Raw genomic sequence first — 14,562 nt, forward strand, 5'->3', positions numbered from 1 at the left:
CGACTGCGGGCGTGGCAGAAGCTACCGCAGCGTACCCCCGGGGAGCACCCCGCAGGGCGGGCAAGATCCGCCCGGAGTAGCCTGGCCAGCGACGACGGCGAACTCGGAGGAGGCCCCTGATGGTCGCAGGCGCCCCCCGGGTGTTCGTGTCGCACCTGTCGGGTGTCGCGGTCTTCGACCCCAACGGCGACCAGGTCGGACGGGTCCGCGACGTCGTGGTGATGCTGCGGGTCGGCGGCCGGCCGCCGCGGGTGCTCGGGCTGGTCGTCGAGGTGGTCAGCCGGCGCCGCACCTTCCTGCCGATGACCCGGGTGACCGGCGTGGAGTCCGGCCAGGTGATCACCACCGGTGTGCTGAACATGCGCCGCTTCGAGCAGCGCCCCACCGAGACGCTGGTGCTGGGCGAACTGCTCGACCGCAGGCTGCGCTGGGTGCCGCAGGGCGGCGGCGCCACCAGCAGCACCACGGGCGAGGACGCGGGCGAGGAGGTCACCGTGCTCGACGTGTCGATGGTCCAGCTGCCCGCCCGCCGCGACTGGGAGATCGACAAGGTCTTCATCCGGCGCGGCAAGAGCGGCGCCCTGCGCCGCAAGGGCGAGGCGCTGACCGTCGACTGGTCGGCGGTCACCGGCTTCCGGCTGGCCGAGGACGGCCAGGGCGCGGAGAACCTGGTGGCGACCTTCGAGCAGCTGCGCCCCGCCGACCTGGCGAACGTCCTGCACCACCTGTCCCCCAAGCGGCGCGGCGAGGTCGCCGCCGCCCTGGACGACGACCGGCTGGCCGACGTCCTGGAGGAGCTGCCCGACGACGACCAGGTCGAGATCCTGAGCAAGCTCAAGGAGGAGCGGGCCGCCGACGTCCTGGAGGCGATGGACCCCGACGACGCCGCCGACCTGCTGGCGGAGCTGCCCGCCGACGAGCAGGAGCGGCTGCTCACCCTGATGCAGCCGCAGGACGCGGCGGGCGTACGGCGGCTGCTGTCGTACGAGGAGCGCACGGCAGGCGGGCTGATGACGACCGAGCCGATCGTGCTGCGGCCCGACGCGACCGTCGCCGACGCGCTCGCCAGGATCCGCAACCCCGACCTGTCGCCGGCGCTGGCCGCGCAGATCTACGTGTGCCGGCCGCCCGACGAGACGCCGACCGGGAAATACCTGGGCCTGGTGCACTTCCAGCGGCTGCTGCGCGACCCGCCCTTCACCCTGCTCGGCTCGATCGTGGACACCGACCTCCAGCCGCTGGCCCCGGACACCGCGCTTCCGTCGGTGACCAGCTTCCTGGCCACGTACAACATGATCTCGGCCCCGGTGGTGGACGAGAGCGGGTCGCTGCTCGGCGCGGTCACCGTGGACGACGTGCTCGACCACCTGCTGCCCGAGGACTGGCGGGAGACCGAGCTGCGCGACGCGGAGCACCTGCGGGGCGTGCCGGGAGGTTCCGATGGCCGCTGAGGACCGCGACCGTTCCGCGCCGGCCCGGCACCCCGCGGGCGCCACCGCCGCGCCCAGGCCCCGGGCGCGGCTGGACCAGCCGCGCGCGGTCCGCCGCAGGTGGCTGCCGGTCTACGACCCGGAGGCCTTCGGCAAATTCTCCGAGCGGATCGCCCGCTTCCTGGGCACCGGGCGCTTCATCGTCTGGATGACGATCACCATCGTCGTGTGGGTGCTGTGGAACATCTTCGCGCCCCGGTCGATGCAGTTCGACCACTACCCGTTCATCTTCCTGACCCTGATGCTGTCGCTCCAGGCGTCCTACGCGGCCCCGCTGATCCTGCTGGCGCAGAACCGGCAGGACGACCGCGACCGGGTCAACCTCGAACAGGACCGCAAGCAGAACGAGCGCAGCATCGCCGACACCGAGTACCTGACGCGCGAGGTCGCCGCGCTGCGGGTGAACCTCGGCGAGGTCGCCACCCGGGACTGGATCAGGTCGGAGCTGCAGGACATGCTCAAGGAGATCCAGGAGCGCCGGCCGCACCCCGCGCGGGGTGACGAAGCCGACGGAAGGGGCCGCTGATCGGCCCGCCGCCGCCGCCGTACCATCGACCTATGACCACCACGACGTACGGCTCGGGCACCACGCCGACCGCCACACCGACCGACGAGGCCGTGCGCGCCGCGCTCGGCACGGTGAACGACCCGGAGATCCACAAGCCGATCACCGACCTCGGCATGGTCAAATCCGTGGACATCGCCGCGGACGGCACGGTCGCCGTCAGCGTCTATCTGACGGTGTCCGGCTGCCCCATGCGGGACACCATCACCGAGGCCGTCACGACGGCCGTGGCGGGCGTTCCCGGGGTCTCCTCGGTGCGGGTGACGCTGGACGTGATGAGCGACGAGCAGCGCCGCGCGCTGGCGACGACGCTGCGCGGCGGGCAGGCCGAGAAGGAGATCCCGTTCGCGCAGCCGGGTTCGCTGACCCGGGTCTACGCGGTGGCCTCGGGCAAGGGCGGCGTCGGCAAGTCCTCGGTGACGGTCAACCTGGCCGCGGCGATGGCCGCGGACGGCCTCAAGGTCGGCGTGGTGGACGCGGACATCTACGGGCACAGTGTGCCGCGCATGCTGGGCACGGAGGGGCGGCCCACGCAGGTCGAGAACATGATCATGCCGCCGTCGGCGCACGGCGTGAAGGTCATCTCGATCGGGATGTTCACCCCGGGCAACGCGCCCGTGGTGTGGCGCGGCCCGATGCTGCACCGGGCACTCCAGCAGTTCCTCGCCGACGTCTACTGGGGCGACCTGGACGTGCTGCTGCTCGACCTGCCGCCCGGCACCGGTGACATCGCGATCTCGGTCGCGCAGCTGGTGCCCAACGCGGAGATCCTGGTGGTGACCACCCCGCAGCAGGCCGCCGCGGAGGTCGCCGAGCGCGCCGGGTCGATCGCGGTGCAGACCCACCAGAAGATCGTCGGCGTCGTCGAGAACATGTCGGGCATGCCGTGCCCGCACTGCGACGAGATCGTCGACGTCTTCGGTTCGGGCGGCGGCGACCGGGTCGCGGAAGGCCTCACCCGTACGACGGGGGCCACGGTTCCGGTCCTGGGCCGGATCCCCATCGACGTCCGCCTCCGCGAGGGCGGCGACGACGGCCGCCCCGTCACCCTCTCCCACCCCGACTCCCCGGCGGGCGTGGCCCTGCGCTCCATCGCCACGCAGCTCGGCACCCGCGCGAGGGGCCTGTCCGGCCTGTCCCTGGGCATCACCCCCCGCAACAAGTTCTGACCGGGGTACCCCTGGAGGGCGAGCGTCCTTCCGGGGTGCGGGGAACCGCGCGAGAAGCCCCCGCCGGCGGTCCGGCGACCGTCGGCGGGGGCAGGCGGGGCGGAACCCCGTGAAGCGCTACGCGCCGTCGTACGCGCGGATGTCGGGAATGGCCGCCAGGGCCAGCCCGTACGCGCTCATGCCCCGCCCGAACGCGCCGAGGTGGACGCCGCGCGCCGAGCCCGCCAGCACCCAGCCGTACTCGGACTCGCGGTAGTGGAAGGGGGTCGGCTCGCCGTCGACCGGCAGGGTCAGCGCGGCCCACGCGGAGCCGGTGAGGTCGTCGGCCAGCTCCCAGGCCGTGGCGGTCTGCTGGTCGAGCCAGTCCTGCCGCAGGGCCCTCTCCATCGTGGTGGGCCAGGTACAGGCGAGCAGGCCGGAGCCCGCGAGCCAGGCCGCCGAGGAGACCGAGGTGGCCTCCAGCAGCCCGGTGCCGTCCGCGGTACGCCGTCCCGGGCGCTGAGCCACCGTCATGACGACCGCGAACCGCAGCGTGTCGTCGGCCGGACCGGCCTTGAGCGTGGGCTCGTCACCATGCCCTATCGAGCCGTATTCGACCGTCCCGTCCCCGCTCGCCCCGGTCGTGTGCAGCCAGCGGCGTCCGGTGAACGCCTCGTCCAGCCCGTACCACGGGAAGTCGGCCATCAAGTAGCCGTCGACCGCCCCCTGTGTCGAACCGGTCTTCGTCTCCATTTGGGTCGCGCCTCCTCATTGCCCTTCTGGGCGACTCGCCATCTTGCCCGACCCTGGGCGGGTTACGGGGCAGAAACAGCGCGGGGTGACGGCGAACACAGGGACAATGATCACCTGATCGGGCGAAAAACCCTTATCCGGTTGACTTCGGGACCGGCCCGGAAGCGGATCGGGACCGGCCCGTGAGCGGGCGGCACGGAAGCCGGCGGCAGGGAAGCGGGTGGCGACGGAAGGTCAGGTCGCGTCGGAGTCGAACGGCGGCGGCTCGTCGTCGTCCAACTGCTCGCGCTTGCGCAGCCGGTCGGGTGTGCTGGGACCCGGCGTGCCGGCCGCCGCCGCGCTCCTGCGGGCGGCGGGCGCGGTGTCCACGCCGTTGACCGCGTCCGTGACCTCGGCCATCTCCTTGCGCAGGTCCAGGCTGTTGCCGAGGTCCCGCAGCTCCTTGAGGCCGTACTCGTCGTCGTCGCTCATCAGGTTCTTGCGGATGAACGTCTTCGGATTCAGGTCCTCGAACTCGAAGTCCTTGAACTCCGGGCCCAGCTCCCGCCGGATGTCCTCCTTGGCGCTGTCGGAGAACTCCCGCACCTTGCGGATGAAGGCCATCGTGTCCTGGATGACCTTCGGCAGCTTGTCGGGGCCGAAGACGAGCACGGCAAGGACTACGAGCGCGACCAGCTCAAGCGGGCCTATGTCGAAGAACACCGTGCAGCTCCTTGGGACGTCCGCAGCCGGGAGGGCTGAGTCCGGCGGACTTTACGTTACCTGCCCCCGCGGGCACTGCGGGAGTGGGCTGCGGCCAACACTACGTCGCGGCGTGGTGAAGGTCTCGTCTCAGCGCAGTGCCGCGGAGCTGCCCACAGAGCCGTTCAGCGCGTGGGCGGGGCCGATGGTGAACGCACCCGCCGGGACCGCTCCGGGGGACGCCTGCGGGCTGCTGAGGGCCACGGAGGTGACCGATGCCACGGCCGCCGCCGACGCCAGCGCGGTGGGCGAGGGGGCACTGGCCTGCCGCAGCCGCCGCTGCTCGCGCGCGTCCAACAGGTCGCGGGGGGTGGTGCCGTGGGTGTCGGTGACCGAGTTGGCGGCACTGAAAGGAGTGACCGCGGGTCCGTCGTCCGGGTGAGCGCCGCTGTCGACGCCGGCCTCCATCGGCAGCGCGCCGCCGAGGGCGATGGCGGCCATCGAGAAGGCGCCCGCGGCGGCGAAGGCGAACCGCCGGCCGCGGGAGGCCTGCGCGGCGGCGGGGGCGGCGGCGCCGCGGGGATCGAGCGGACCCTGGTCGCCGGTGAGGGTGCGGGCCAGCTCATGGACGCGGAAGCCGCGGGCGCCCTTGCCGTCGCCGGGCGCGACCAGGTCGGGGGCCGGGTCGAGGTAGGACATCTGGCGCCGGCCGCCGGAGCCGAAGACACCGGAGCCGAGCAGTCCGCCGTCGAAGGGTCCGCGCCGGCCGCCCTGCGGTACCTCGTGGACGCCGCCGAGCGCGCCCTTGCCATCGGCGCCGGTGCCCGTGCCCGTGCCGTCGCCGCCGTCCTTCGTGCCGCAGGCCCCCAGGCCCTGCAGCCTGGCCAGCAGCCCGGCCGAGATCGTGGGCAGCTCGGAGGCCGCCACCACGCTCTTGAGCCGGCGCTGCTCGGTGGCCGCCGCCTTGCACTGCGGACACGTGGCCAGATGCGCCTGCACCCGGTCGCGGGCGTCGTCGGCCAGTTCGCCGTCGACGAACGCGGCGAGCCGGTCGCCGAGATGCTGTTCGGCGGGCGCGGCGCGCTGTGCGCGCTGCTCGCCGAAACCGCTGCTGCTCACGTTCTCCCGCCCTCCAGGCCAGGTTCGGGTGCGGCGGCAGCGAAAGCGGGAACCGGCCGGGCGCCGGGCGCCCGGTGCTCCAGAGCCTTGCGCAGGTGGGAGCGGCCCCGGTGGATCCGGCTCCGCACCGTGCCCAGCTTCACGCCCAGCGTCGCCGCGATCTCCTCGTACGACAGCCCCTCGATGTCGCAGAGCACCACGGCGGCCCTGAACTCCGGTGCGAGGGTGTCCAGCGCCTGCTGGACGTCCGCGTCGAAGTGGGTGTCGTTGAAGTGCTGCGCGGGGGACGGTTCGCGGCTGGGCAGTCGCTCAGCCGCGTCGTCCCCGAGGGCGTCGAACCGGATGCGCTGGCGGCGCCGCACCATGTCGAGGAACAGATTGGTGGTGATGCGGTGGAGCCAGCCCTCGAAGGTGCCGGGCGTGTAGGTGGACAGCGAGCGGAAGACCCGGACGAAGACCTCTTGGGTGAGGTCCTCCGCATCGTGCTGGTTGCCGGTCAGCCGGTAGGCCAGCCGGTACACCCGGGCACTGTGCGTGCTGACGATCTCCTCCCAGGAAGGAGGCGTCCACGCCTGAGGGTCCCCGTCGGTGGCGAAAGTCGCGGTCGAGGAGTCGTTGTCGCGTGAACTGTCATCAGCAGTCTTGGTCACGGATTTCGGCTGTCCGGCCGACCTGCGAAAGCGCGCGAGCACCTTCCGGTCACCGGCCGCAGCCGCACCTCCCCTGTCGGCTCTGGTGGTGTCCAGTAGAGCCTCTACCATATCCACCTCGCCCGTTAGCTCCGGATAAATGCAGTGCTGCCTCGGGGCCGGGGGCCCGCTCCGCTGTCGCGGACGCCCGCCCTTGTGCCTTCGCTGTGCCTAACGCGCGGTCCCATCAGCGGGTTCCCCGACCCAACGGATAGGGTCGCCCGGGCGGGGCCGCACACGGTCATTCAGACGGTCATCGGGCACAGTCGGGTACGAGGAGAGGGCCATTACCGGCAACCGGCAGGCGAGCTGGGCGTTCGCCGACGCGTTCGTCGCCGAGGACGACGCCCTCATACGCGCCAGGGCCCGCTCGCACGCGTCAGGGCTGCGGCCCGTCTCCCCCGGCACCGGTGCGGCGCTGCGGCTGCTGGCGGCGGCGGGCAACGCGAAATACGTCGTCGAGATCGGCACCGGCACCGGCGTCTCCGGTATCCATCTGATGCGCGGGATGCGCCACGACGGGGTGCTGACCACCGTCGACACCGAGCCGGACCGCCAGCAGCTCGCCCGCGAGGCCTACCGCGAGGCCGGCTTCGCCGCGAACCGCTCCCGCTTCATCCCCGGCGCCGCCCTCGACGTCCTGCCGCGCCTCACGGACGGCGCCTACGACCTGGTCTTCTGCGACAGCGACCGGCTGGAGTACCTCGACTACCTCGACGAGTCCCTGCGCCTGCTGCGCCCGGGCGGCGTCGTCTGCTTCGAGGGCGTCTTCGCGCAGGGCCGCGCCCTGGACGCCGCCCACCAGGACTCCGAGTCCCTCGCGGTGCGGGACCTGATGCGGGCCGTCCGGGACAGCCCACGACTGTCCCCGGTCCTGCTCCCGACCGACGACGGCCTCCTGTGCGCCGTCCGCCGCCCCTGACCGCCCCGCCCGGGTGCCCGGCGGGAAGGCGGCGCAAAAGGGGGCGCGGCCACGCACTGTGTGTACGTGGCCGCGGCGATGTCACGGGGACCGCTGGTCTCAGACGATGGCCTTCTTCAACGCATCGCCGAGGGCATCCGCCTCGTCCGGGGTCAGCTCGACAACAAGCCGCCCGCCGCCCTCAAGCGGAACGCGCATAATAATGCTCCGCCCCTCCTTGGTCACCTCGAGCGGGCCGTCACCCGTCCGCGGCTTCATGGCCGCCATGCTCGTTCCCCTTCCTGAAACCAGCTCGGACTCGAACACATTGGTTCTCGGCCATTATCCCGCATCCACCTGCCCGATGACCAACAGCGGTGGCACTCCGTTCCTCAATCGACACCCGCAAAACCGGTCAATTCGCCGCCGGGCCCGTGCCACGCCCGGCCCGGGGGCACTGATGGCGCTCAGAAACACTTGACGTAGGTCACATGACCTCCGGTCCGCGGGTCCGGCATCCTGGCCTGGACCGTTGCCGCGACGAAGGGGTTACCGCCATGGCCGACAGCGTGCTGTACGAGGTGTCCGAGGGGCTCGCCACCGTCACCCTGAACCGCCCCGAGGCGATGAACGCGCTCGACACCGGCACCAAGGTGGCACTGCGGGACGCCCTGCGGGACGCCGGCGCGGACCCGGCGGTCAGGGCGGTGCTGCTCACCGGCAGCGGGCGGGCCTTCTGCGTCGGCCAGGACCTCAAGGAGCATGTCGCGATCCTCGCGGCGGGCGGCGGCATGACGACGGTCGCCGAGCACTACAACCCGATCACGCTGGCCATCGCGACGATGCCGAAGCCGGTGGTCGCCGGGGTGAACGGGGTCGCCGCGGGCGCCGGCGCCGGCTTCGCCTTCGCCGCGGACTACCGCGTGGTCGCGGACACGGCGTCCTTCAACACCTCCTTCGCCGGCGTCGCCCTGTCCACCGACTCCGGGATGTCCTGGACCCTGCCCCGCCTTGTCGGGCACTCGCGCGCCTCCGACCTGCTGCTCTTCCCGCGCGCGGTGCCGGCCGCCGAGGCGGCCGGCCTCGGCATCGCGAACAAGGTTGTGCCGGCCGCCGACCTGCCGGCCGAGGCGCTCGCCGTCGCCCGGCGGCTCGCCGCGGGGCCGACCGTCGCGTACGCCGCCATCAAGGCCGCGCTCGCCTTCTCCGCGTCCCACTCCCTGCCGGAGTCCCTCGCCGAGGAGGCGGGGCTCCAGACGGCGGCGGGCGCCTCGGCGGACCACCGCGAGGCGGTGGCGGCGTTTCTCGCCAAGCGCCCCGCCGTCTTCGAGGCACACTGACCGCGCCCGTGCCCCGGTGCGGGCTCAGCGGGCCGAGCAGTCGGCCAGGTGGTCGTTGACCAGGCCGCAGGCCTGCATCAGGGCGTGGGCCGTCGTGGGGCCGACGAAGCGGAAGCCGTGGGCCTTGAGCGACTTGGACAGGGCCGCGGACTCCGGTGTCGTCGCCTGGATGTCGGCGGAGGTGCGGGGGACGTGCCGGGTCGCGGGATCGGGCGCGAAGGACCAGATGAGGGCGTCGAGGCCGCCGTCGTCCCGCAGGGCCTGCGCGGCGAGCGCGTTGGCGATCGAGGCGTCGACCTTCGCCCGGTTCCTGATGATGCCGGGATCGGCCAGCAGCCGTTCCCGGTCGGTGTCGGTGAAGGACGCCACCGCATCGATCTCGAAGCCCTTGAAGGCCGCTCTGAAGGTCTCCCGGCGGCGCAGGATGGTGATCCAGGACAGCCCGGACTGGAAGGCCTCCAGGCAGACCCGCTCGAAGAGGGCGTCGTCGCCGTGCACCGGCCGGCCCCACTCCTGGTCGTGGTAGGCGACGTAGTCCGGCGTGGACAGCCCCCACGGGCAGCGTGCGAGGCCGTCCTCGCCGATCACGACACCGCCGGGCTCACTCACCGGCGCCGCCGCTGCCGTTGCCGCCGTTGCCGCCGTTGCCGTTCAGGTGGCCGCCGTAGCCCGGCTCCTCGGGGGCCGGCGGCTCCTGCTTGGTCAGCGTCGTGCCCCGCGCGGGCGCTCCCGCGAGCGACGACTCCAGCTCGGCGATCCGCGCGTCCCGCTCGGCCAGTTCCGCGCCGAGCCGGTCGAGGACCTCGTCGACGTCGAGCATGCGGTAGCCGCGTACGGTCACCGGCAGGCGTACCGCGTCGATGTCGGAGCGGATCAGCGGACGGTCGGCGGGCAGCCGGTCGTCCAGCCGGTCGGTGCCGGCGTCCCGCAGCGGGCCGCCTTCGCCGAGCACGGCCATTGCCACCGCGGCGACCACCGCGACCAGCGCGATGAGCATGAACCAGAACACGTCGATCTCCCGGAGTCCGCCCTCAGGCCTGCCGTACCCGCCAGGCCGTCCATGTCAGGCACGATCGTGCCACGATCGCATGAGTCTGAGATGAGGAGCGGCAGTGGCACTTCGGCTGGGCACCCGGGAATTCGGCGAACGGGAGCCGGTGATCATGGCGATCGTCAACCGTACGCCCGATTCGTTCTACGACCAGGGCGCGACCTTCACCGACGAACCCGCTCTCGAACGGGTCGCGCTGGCGGTCGCCGAGGGCGCCGCGATCATCGACATCGGCGGGGTCAAGGCGGGGCCGGGCGCCGAGGTGTCGGCGGCCGAGGAGATCCGCCGTACGGCCGACTTCGTCGGCGAGGTGCGCAGCCGCCACCCCGAGGTGGTGATCAGCGTCGACACCTGGCGGCACGAGGTCGGCGAGGCGGTGTGCGCGGCGGGCGCCGACCTGCTGAACGACGCCTGGGGCGGGGTCGACCCGAAGCTCGCCGAGGTGGCCGCCCGGCACGGCGTGGGCCTGGTCTGTACGCACGCGGGCGGCGCGCAGCCGCGGACCCGGCCGCACCGGGTCGGCTACGAGGATGTGATGGCCGACATCCTGCGGGTGACCTGCGGGCTCGCCGAGCGGGCGGTGGAACTCGGGGTGCGCAGGGACGCGATCATGATCGACCCGGGGCACGACTTCGGCAAGAACACCCGGCATTCGCTGGAGGCGACCCGCCGCCTTCCGGAGATGACGGCGACGGGCTGGCCGGTCCTGGTGTCGCTGTCGAACAAGGACTTCGTCGGCGAGACACTGGACCGCCCGGTCAAGGAGCGGCTGACCGGCACCCTCGCCACCACGGCGGTCTCGGCTTGGCTGGGCGCCCAGGTCTACCGGGTGCACGAGGTCGCGGAGACCCGCCAGGTGCTGGACATGGTCGCCTCGATCGCCGGCCACCGCCCGCCCGCGGTCGCCCGCCGCGGACTGGCGTGACATCGCGCGCCGCCCCCAGGGGCCGTTACGCGCTCTCCTTGGTGACCCGCTCGACCGCCTCGTCCACGTCGTCGGTGACATGGAACAGCTCCAGGTCGGCCGCCGACGCCTTGCCCTCGGCGATCAGGCTGGCGCGGATCCACTGGACCAGGCCGCCCCAGTATTCGCTGCCGAACAGCACGATCGGGAAGCGGGTGACCTTCTTGGTCTGGACGAGGGTCAGCGCCTCAAAAAGTTCGTCCAGGGTGCCGAAGCCGCCCGGGAGCACGACGAAGCCTCGTGCATACTTCACAAACATCGTTTTTCGGACAAAAAAGTAACGGAAGTTCACACCGATGTCGACGTAGGGGTTGAGGCCCTGCTCGAAGGGCAGCTCGATGCCGAGTCCCACCGAGACCCCGCCGGCCTCCAGGGCGCCCTTGTTGGCCGCCTCCATGGCGCCGGGGCCGCCGCCGGTGATCACCGCGAAGCCGGCCTCGGTCAGCGCGCGGCCGATCCGCACACCCGCCTCGTACTCCGGCGAGTCGGCCGGGGTGCGGGCGGAGCCGAAGACGCTGACCGCCGGGCCGAGTTCGGCCAGCGCGCCGAAGCCCTCGACGAATTCGGACTGGATGCGCATGACCCGCCACGGGTCGCCGTGCACCCAGTCCGAGGACGGGCCGCGGCTGTCCAGCAGCCGCTGGTCCGTGGTGCCGGTCTGCACCTGGCCGCGCCGTCGCACCACCGGTCCTGTGTGCCGCTCCGGCCAGCCCTTGCCGTACGGCAGCTCCTCCGCCGCCGCGTTCGCCGCCGCCGCGGCCTCCTGGGCGCCATCCGGGACGCCTCGTGCTTCTGTCATATCGGCAGCCTACGCATCACGGTGCCGCGGACGGCGCCAAAGGGACCGCCCGCGGCGCTTCGAGGCGGGCGCTGACCCAGGTGAAGGCGTCGGGGAACATCCGGCCCCAGGTGTTCCAATTGTGCCCGCCGTTGCTCAGCCGCAGGGTGCTGACCTCGGTGGGCGACTGGGCGGCGCCGGTGATCCAGTCGGCGAACTTCGGCGGGCTCTCCGGGTCCTGGAGGCTCGACTCGACCAGCAGCCGCACGTCGGGGCGGGTGGTGCGGGCCAGCCACAGCGGGGAGCGCACCCCCTTCGACGGGTCGTCCGGCGCGAGGGCCGCGCCCGCGGCGAAGGTGTCGGGATGGGCGAGCGCGAGCCGGGCCGCGCAGTAGCCGCCGGTGGATATGCCCATCACCGCCCAGCCGCGGGGTGCCGGCAGCGTACGGAAGTTGTGCGAGATCGTCTGGACCACGTCGTCGGTGAGCCAGGTCTCCACCTTGCTCTTGCCCTCCACGTCCGCGCAGCCGGTGTTGACCCGGTCCGGGGTGATGGTGGGCAGCACCAGGATCGCGGGCTCCGCGCGGCCGGCGGTGATCTGGTCCTGCATGATCCGGCCGAGCCGCATCCCGCGCAGGAAGCTGTGCGGGGTGCCGGGTATGCCGTGCAGCACCTCGATGACCGGGAAGCGCGTATGGGCGAATTCCGGCTTCCCGTACTGCGGCGGCAGCCAGACGATCACATCGCCCTTGGTGCCGCTGTCCCAGCCGTGCACGGTGGCCCGCTCGAAACCCTGCGAGTACGCCGCGAACTTCACGCGGTAGTCCGGTACGGCCGGTGTCGGCGAGGCGTGCGCGACGGGCCGGTCCTTGCCGCCGCTGTTGGCGTGGCCGAGCAGGTCGTCCCACGAGGCGTAGAAGCCGTACTGGTTGTTCACCGTCGCCATCACCACGAATATCGCGGTGACCTGGCACAACACGATCATGCCGACCCGTGCGGCGACCCGCAGCGGGCGCGGGCCGCGCACCCGCGGCCACAGCACCACCGCGCCCGCGACCGCGCCCACCGCGGCGGCGATGAGCAGCGCGGCGAACACACCGCTGGTCAGTCCCACGACGCAGCCGACCTCCCCCCGGTCCCGGATCGGACGTATACGATCACACCATGCCGGGAGGAAGGACCGCCGCGCACCCCAGTTCGGTTGCCCCGCGCGCGCGAGTCGTACGTCTCAGTCGGTCAGCCAGGCGGTGAGCTTGCGTTCCGCCTCCTCGATCGCGGCCACCACGACGTGCTCCTCGCGGGTGTGCGCCAGCGTCGGGTCGCCCGGCCCGTAATTCACCGCGGGGATGCCAAGCGCCGAGAAGCGCGCCACGTCCGTCCAGGCCTCCTTGGCCGCGGGGGCGGTGCCGATCACCTCGACGAAGGCGGCGGCGGCCGGATGCGACAGGCCCGGCAGTGCGCCGGGAGCGCTGTCGGTGAGCACCACCTCGAAGCCGTCGAAGACGGTACGGACCCGCTCCAGCGCTTCCGCTTCCGTCTGGTCGGGCGAGAAGCGGTAGTTCACCGTGACCGCGCACGTGTCGGGAATCACATTGCCCGCGTGGCCGCCCGCGATCATGACGGCGTTCAGCCCCTCCGGATACGTCAGCCCGTCGATCTCCACCCGGCGCGGCTCGTACGCGGCGAGCCGGGCCAGGATCGGGGCGGCCTTGTGGATCGCGTTGTCCCCCAGCCAGCTGCGCGCGGAGTGCGCGCGGCGCCCGGTCGTCTCCACCCGCACCCGCATGGTGCCCTGGCAGCCGCCGTCCACCCGGCCCTTGGTCGGCTCCAGCAGTACGGCGAAGTCGCCCGCGAGCCAGTCCGGGTGCCGCTCGACCAGCCGCTTGAGGCCGTTGGCCTCGGAGGTGATCTCCTCGGCGTCGTAGAAGACGTAGGTGAGGTCGCGGTTGGCGTCGGTGAGGGTGGCCGCCAGCCGCAGCTGGACCGCGACGCCCGACTTCATGTCGGTGGTCCCGCACCCCCACAGCACGCCGTCCGCGTCCAGCCGCGAGGGCAGGTTGTCGGCGATCGGGACGGTGTCGATGTGGCCGGCCAGCACGACGCGCTCGGCTTTGCCGAAACGCGTTCTGGCGACCACCGCGTCGCCGTCCCGGTCCACGGTGAGGTGCGGTTGCGCTTTCAGCGCTGCCTCGATCATGTCCGCGAGGGGCTTCTCCTCGCGGCTCACCGACGGTACGTCCACGAGGGTCGCTGTCAGCGTTCCCACGTCTGTCTTGAGGTCAAGTCCGCGTGCCATGTCCCGCACTCTAGGCGCTCCCGCGCCCTCGGGTGATCGGCTCCCTCGCGGTGCCAGGCGCCCGCGTCCCGCCCCTGGGGGCTGCCCCCCGCGGTGACCTCCGCCCTTCCGGCCCGGGGGGCTGAGCGCGCAGTTCCCCGCGCCCCCGGGTGAGTGCCACGTGCGGTGCGTCGCTTGTCGGCTGCGCCATCACGGCTGGGCGCGCAGTTCCTCGCGCCCCTGAGGGGGTGCCACTTGCGGTGGCGGTGCTTCCTTCCCGCCGTCGCGGCTGGGCGCGCGGTTCCCCGCGCCCCCGGGGGGGGTGCCACGTGCGGTGCGTCGCTTGACGGCTGCGCCATCACGGCTGGGCGCGCAGTTCCCCGCGCCCCTGAGGGGGTGCCACTTGCGGTGGCGGTGCTTCCTTCCCGCCGTCGCGGCTGGGCGCGCGGTTCCCCGCGCCCCCGGGGGGGGTGCCACGTGCGGTGCGTCGCTTGACGGCTGCGCCATCACGGCTGGGCGCGCAGTTCCCCGCGCCCCTGAGGGGGTGCCACTTGCGGTGGCGGTGCTTCCTTCCCGCCGTCGCGGCTGGGCGCGCGGTTCCCCGCGCCCCCGGGGGGGGTGCCACGTGCGGTGCGTCGCTTGACGGCTGCGCCATCACGGCTGGGCGCGCAGTTCCCCGCGCCCCTGAGGGGGTGCCACTTGCGGTGGCGGTGCTTCCTTCCCGCCGTCGTGGCTGGGCGCGCGGTTCCCCGCGCCCCCGGGGGGGGTGCCGCTTGCGGTGGGGTCGCTGCTTTCCCGCCGTCCTGGT

16 protein-coding genes are annotated in these 14,562 nt (G+C 72.6%); 6 read left to right on the forward strand and 10 right to left on the reverse strand.

All coding sequences use genetic code 11. The features are described 5' to 3' along the window. The first annotated feature begins 119 nt into the window (after positions 1-119). The 3 genes from OHA86_RS12445 to OHA86_RS12455 are packed head-to-tail and all read left to right on the forward strand — an operon-like array spanning position 120 to position 3,224. The gene (locus tag OHA86_RS12445; protein WP_329175006.1) at positions 120-1,451 is read left to right on the forward strand and encodes a magnesium transporter MgtE N-terminal domain-containing protein; all 1,332 of its coding nucleotides are present in this window, start codon (positions 120-122) and stop codon (positions 1,449-1,451) included. Beyond that, the gene (locus tag OHA86_RS12450; protein WP_329175007.1) at positions 1,441-2,016 is read left to right on the forward strand and encodes a DUF1003 domain-containing protein; all 576 of its coding nucleotides are present in this window, start codon (positions 1,441-1,443) and stop codon (positions 2,014-2,016) included. The genes OHA86_RS12445 and OHA86_RS12450 overlap by 11 nt, the downstream gene beginning before the upstream one ends. A 32-nt stretch (positions 2,017-2,048) precedes the next feature. Continuing rightward, complete coding sequence (locus tag OHA86_RS12455) at positions 2,049-3,224, forward strand: Mrp/NBP35 family ATP-binding protein (protein ID WP_329175009.1); 1,176 nt, start codon at positions 2,049-2,051, stop codon at positions 3,222-3,224. A gap of 117 nt (positions 3,225-3,341) precedes the next feature. Here the strand turns inward: OHA86_RS12455 and OHA86_RS12460 are convergent, their stop codons facing one another. The 4 genes from OHA86_RS12460 to sigE form a co-directional block, all read right to left on the reverse strand. After that, positions 3,342-3,956, reverse strand: coding sequence for a hypothetical protein (locus OHA86_RS12460; RefSeq protein ID WP_329175011.1), 615 nt, complete (start codon positions 3,954-3,956; stop codon positions 3,342-3,344). Positions 3,957-4,190: 234 nt separating this feature from the next. Beyond that, positions 4,191-4,658 (reverse strand): sec-independent translocase, encoded by a 468-nt coding sequence (locus OHA86_RS12465; protein WP_329175013.1) that lies wholly within the window; start codon positions 4,656-4,658, stop codon positions 4,191-4,193. 129 nt (positions 4,659-4,787) lie between these two features. After that, entirely contained in the window at positions 4,788-5,756 is a 969-nt protein-coding gene (locus OHA86_RS12470) for a zf-HC2 domain-containing protein (protein WP_329175014.1), read from the reverse strand. After that, entirely contained in the window at positions 5,753-6,517 is a 765-nt protein-coding gene (gene sigE / locus OHA86_RS12475; RefSeq protein ID WP_329175015.1) for an RNA polymerase sigma factor SigE, read from the reverse strand. Before sigE ends, OHA86_RS12470 begins: the two co-directional genes overlap by 4 nt. 214 nt (positions 6,518-6,731) lie before the next feature. Between sigE and OHA86_RS12480 the strand changes: the two genes are divergently transcribed. Next, positions 6,732-7,367, forward strand: coding sequence for an O-methyltransferase (locus OHA86_RS12480; protein ID WP_329182380.1), 636 nt, complete (start codon positions 6,732-6,734; stop codon positions 7,365-7,367). Positions 7,368-7,466: 99 nt separating this feature from the next. Here OHA86_RS12480 and OHA86_RS12485 read toward each other — a convergent pair whose 3' ends face one another. Further along, positions 7,467-7,634, reverse strand: coding sequence for a DUF3117 domain-containing protein (locus tag OHA86_RS12485; RefSeq protein WP_073493047.1), 168 nt, complete (start codon positions 7,632-7,634; stop codon positions 7,467-7,469). A gap of 269 nt (positions 7,635-7,903) precedes the next feature. Between OHA86_RS12485 and OHA86_RS12490 the strand changes: the two genes are divergently transcribed. Further along, positions 7,904-8,686: an enoyl-CoA hydratase-related protein gene (locus OHA86_RS12490; protein ID WP_329175017.1), complete on the forward strand. Its 783-nt coding sequence runs from the start codon at positions 7,904-7,906 to the stop codon at positions 8,684-8,686. Positions 8,687-8,710: 24 nt separating this feature from the next. On the opposite strand, the gene OHA86_RS12495 is transcribed toward OHA86_RS12490, so the two are convergent. After that, a complete protein-coding gene (locus OHA86_RS12495; protein ID WP_329175019.1) occupies positions 8,711-9,295 on the reverse strand; it encodes a DNA-3-methyladenine glycosylase I in 585 nt (194 codons plus the stop codon). After that, entirely contained in the window at positions 9,288-9,695 is a 408-nt protein-coding gene (locus OHA86_RS12500; RefSeq protein WP_329175021.1) for a DivIVA domain-containing protein, read from the reverse strand. Before OHA86_RS12500 ends, OHA86_RS12495 begins: the two co-directional genes overlap by 8 nt. 154 nt (positions 9,696-9,849) lie before the next feature. Between OHA86_RS12500 and folP the strand changes: the two genes are divergently transcribed. Continuing rightward, a complete protein-coding gene (gene folP, locus OHA86_RS12505; protein ID WP_329182381.1) occupies positions 9,850-10,662 on the forward strand; it encodes a dihydropteroate synthase in 813 nt (270 codons plus the stop codon). 25 nt (positions 10,663-10,687) lie between these two features. On the opposite strand, the gene OHA86_RS12510 is transcribed toward folP, so the two are convergent. The 3 genes from OHA86_RS12510 to dapE form a co-directional block, all read right to left on the reverse strand. Continuing rightward, the gene (locus OHA86_RS12510; protein ID WP_329175023.1) at positions 10,688-11,500 is read right to left on the reverse strand and encodes a TIGR00730 family Rossman fold protein; all 813 of its coding nucleotides are present in this window, start codon (positions 11,498-11,500) and stop codon (positions 10,688-10,690) included. Between the two features lie 16 nt (positions 11,501-11,516). Continuing rightward, positions 11,517-12,593 (reverse strand): alpha/beta hydrolase, encoded by a 1,077-nt coding sequence (locus OHA86_RS12515; RefSeq protein WP_329175025.1) that lies wholly within the window; start codon positions 12,591-12,593, stop codon positions 11,517-11,519. A gap of 114 nt (positions 12,594-12,707) precedes the next feature. Continuing rightward, on the reverse strand, positions 12,708-13,775 hold the full coding sequence (gene dapE / locus OHA86_RS12520; protein ID WP_329175027.1) for a succinyl-diaminopimelate desuccinylase: 1,068 nt from the start codon (positions 13,773-13,775) through the stop codon (positions 12,708-12,710). Positions 13,776-14,562 lie beyond the last annotated feature (787 nt).

Source organism: Streptomyces sp. NBC_01477, assembly GCF_036227245.1.
In the GTDB taxonomy this organism is placed as follows: domain Bacteria; phylum Actinomycetota; class Actinomycetes; order Streptomycetales; family Streptomycetaceae; genus Actinacidiphila.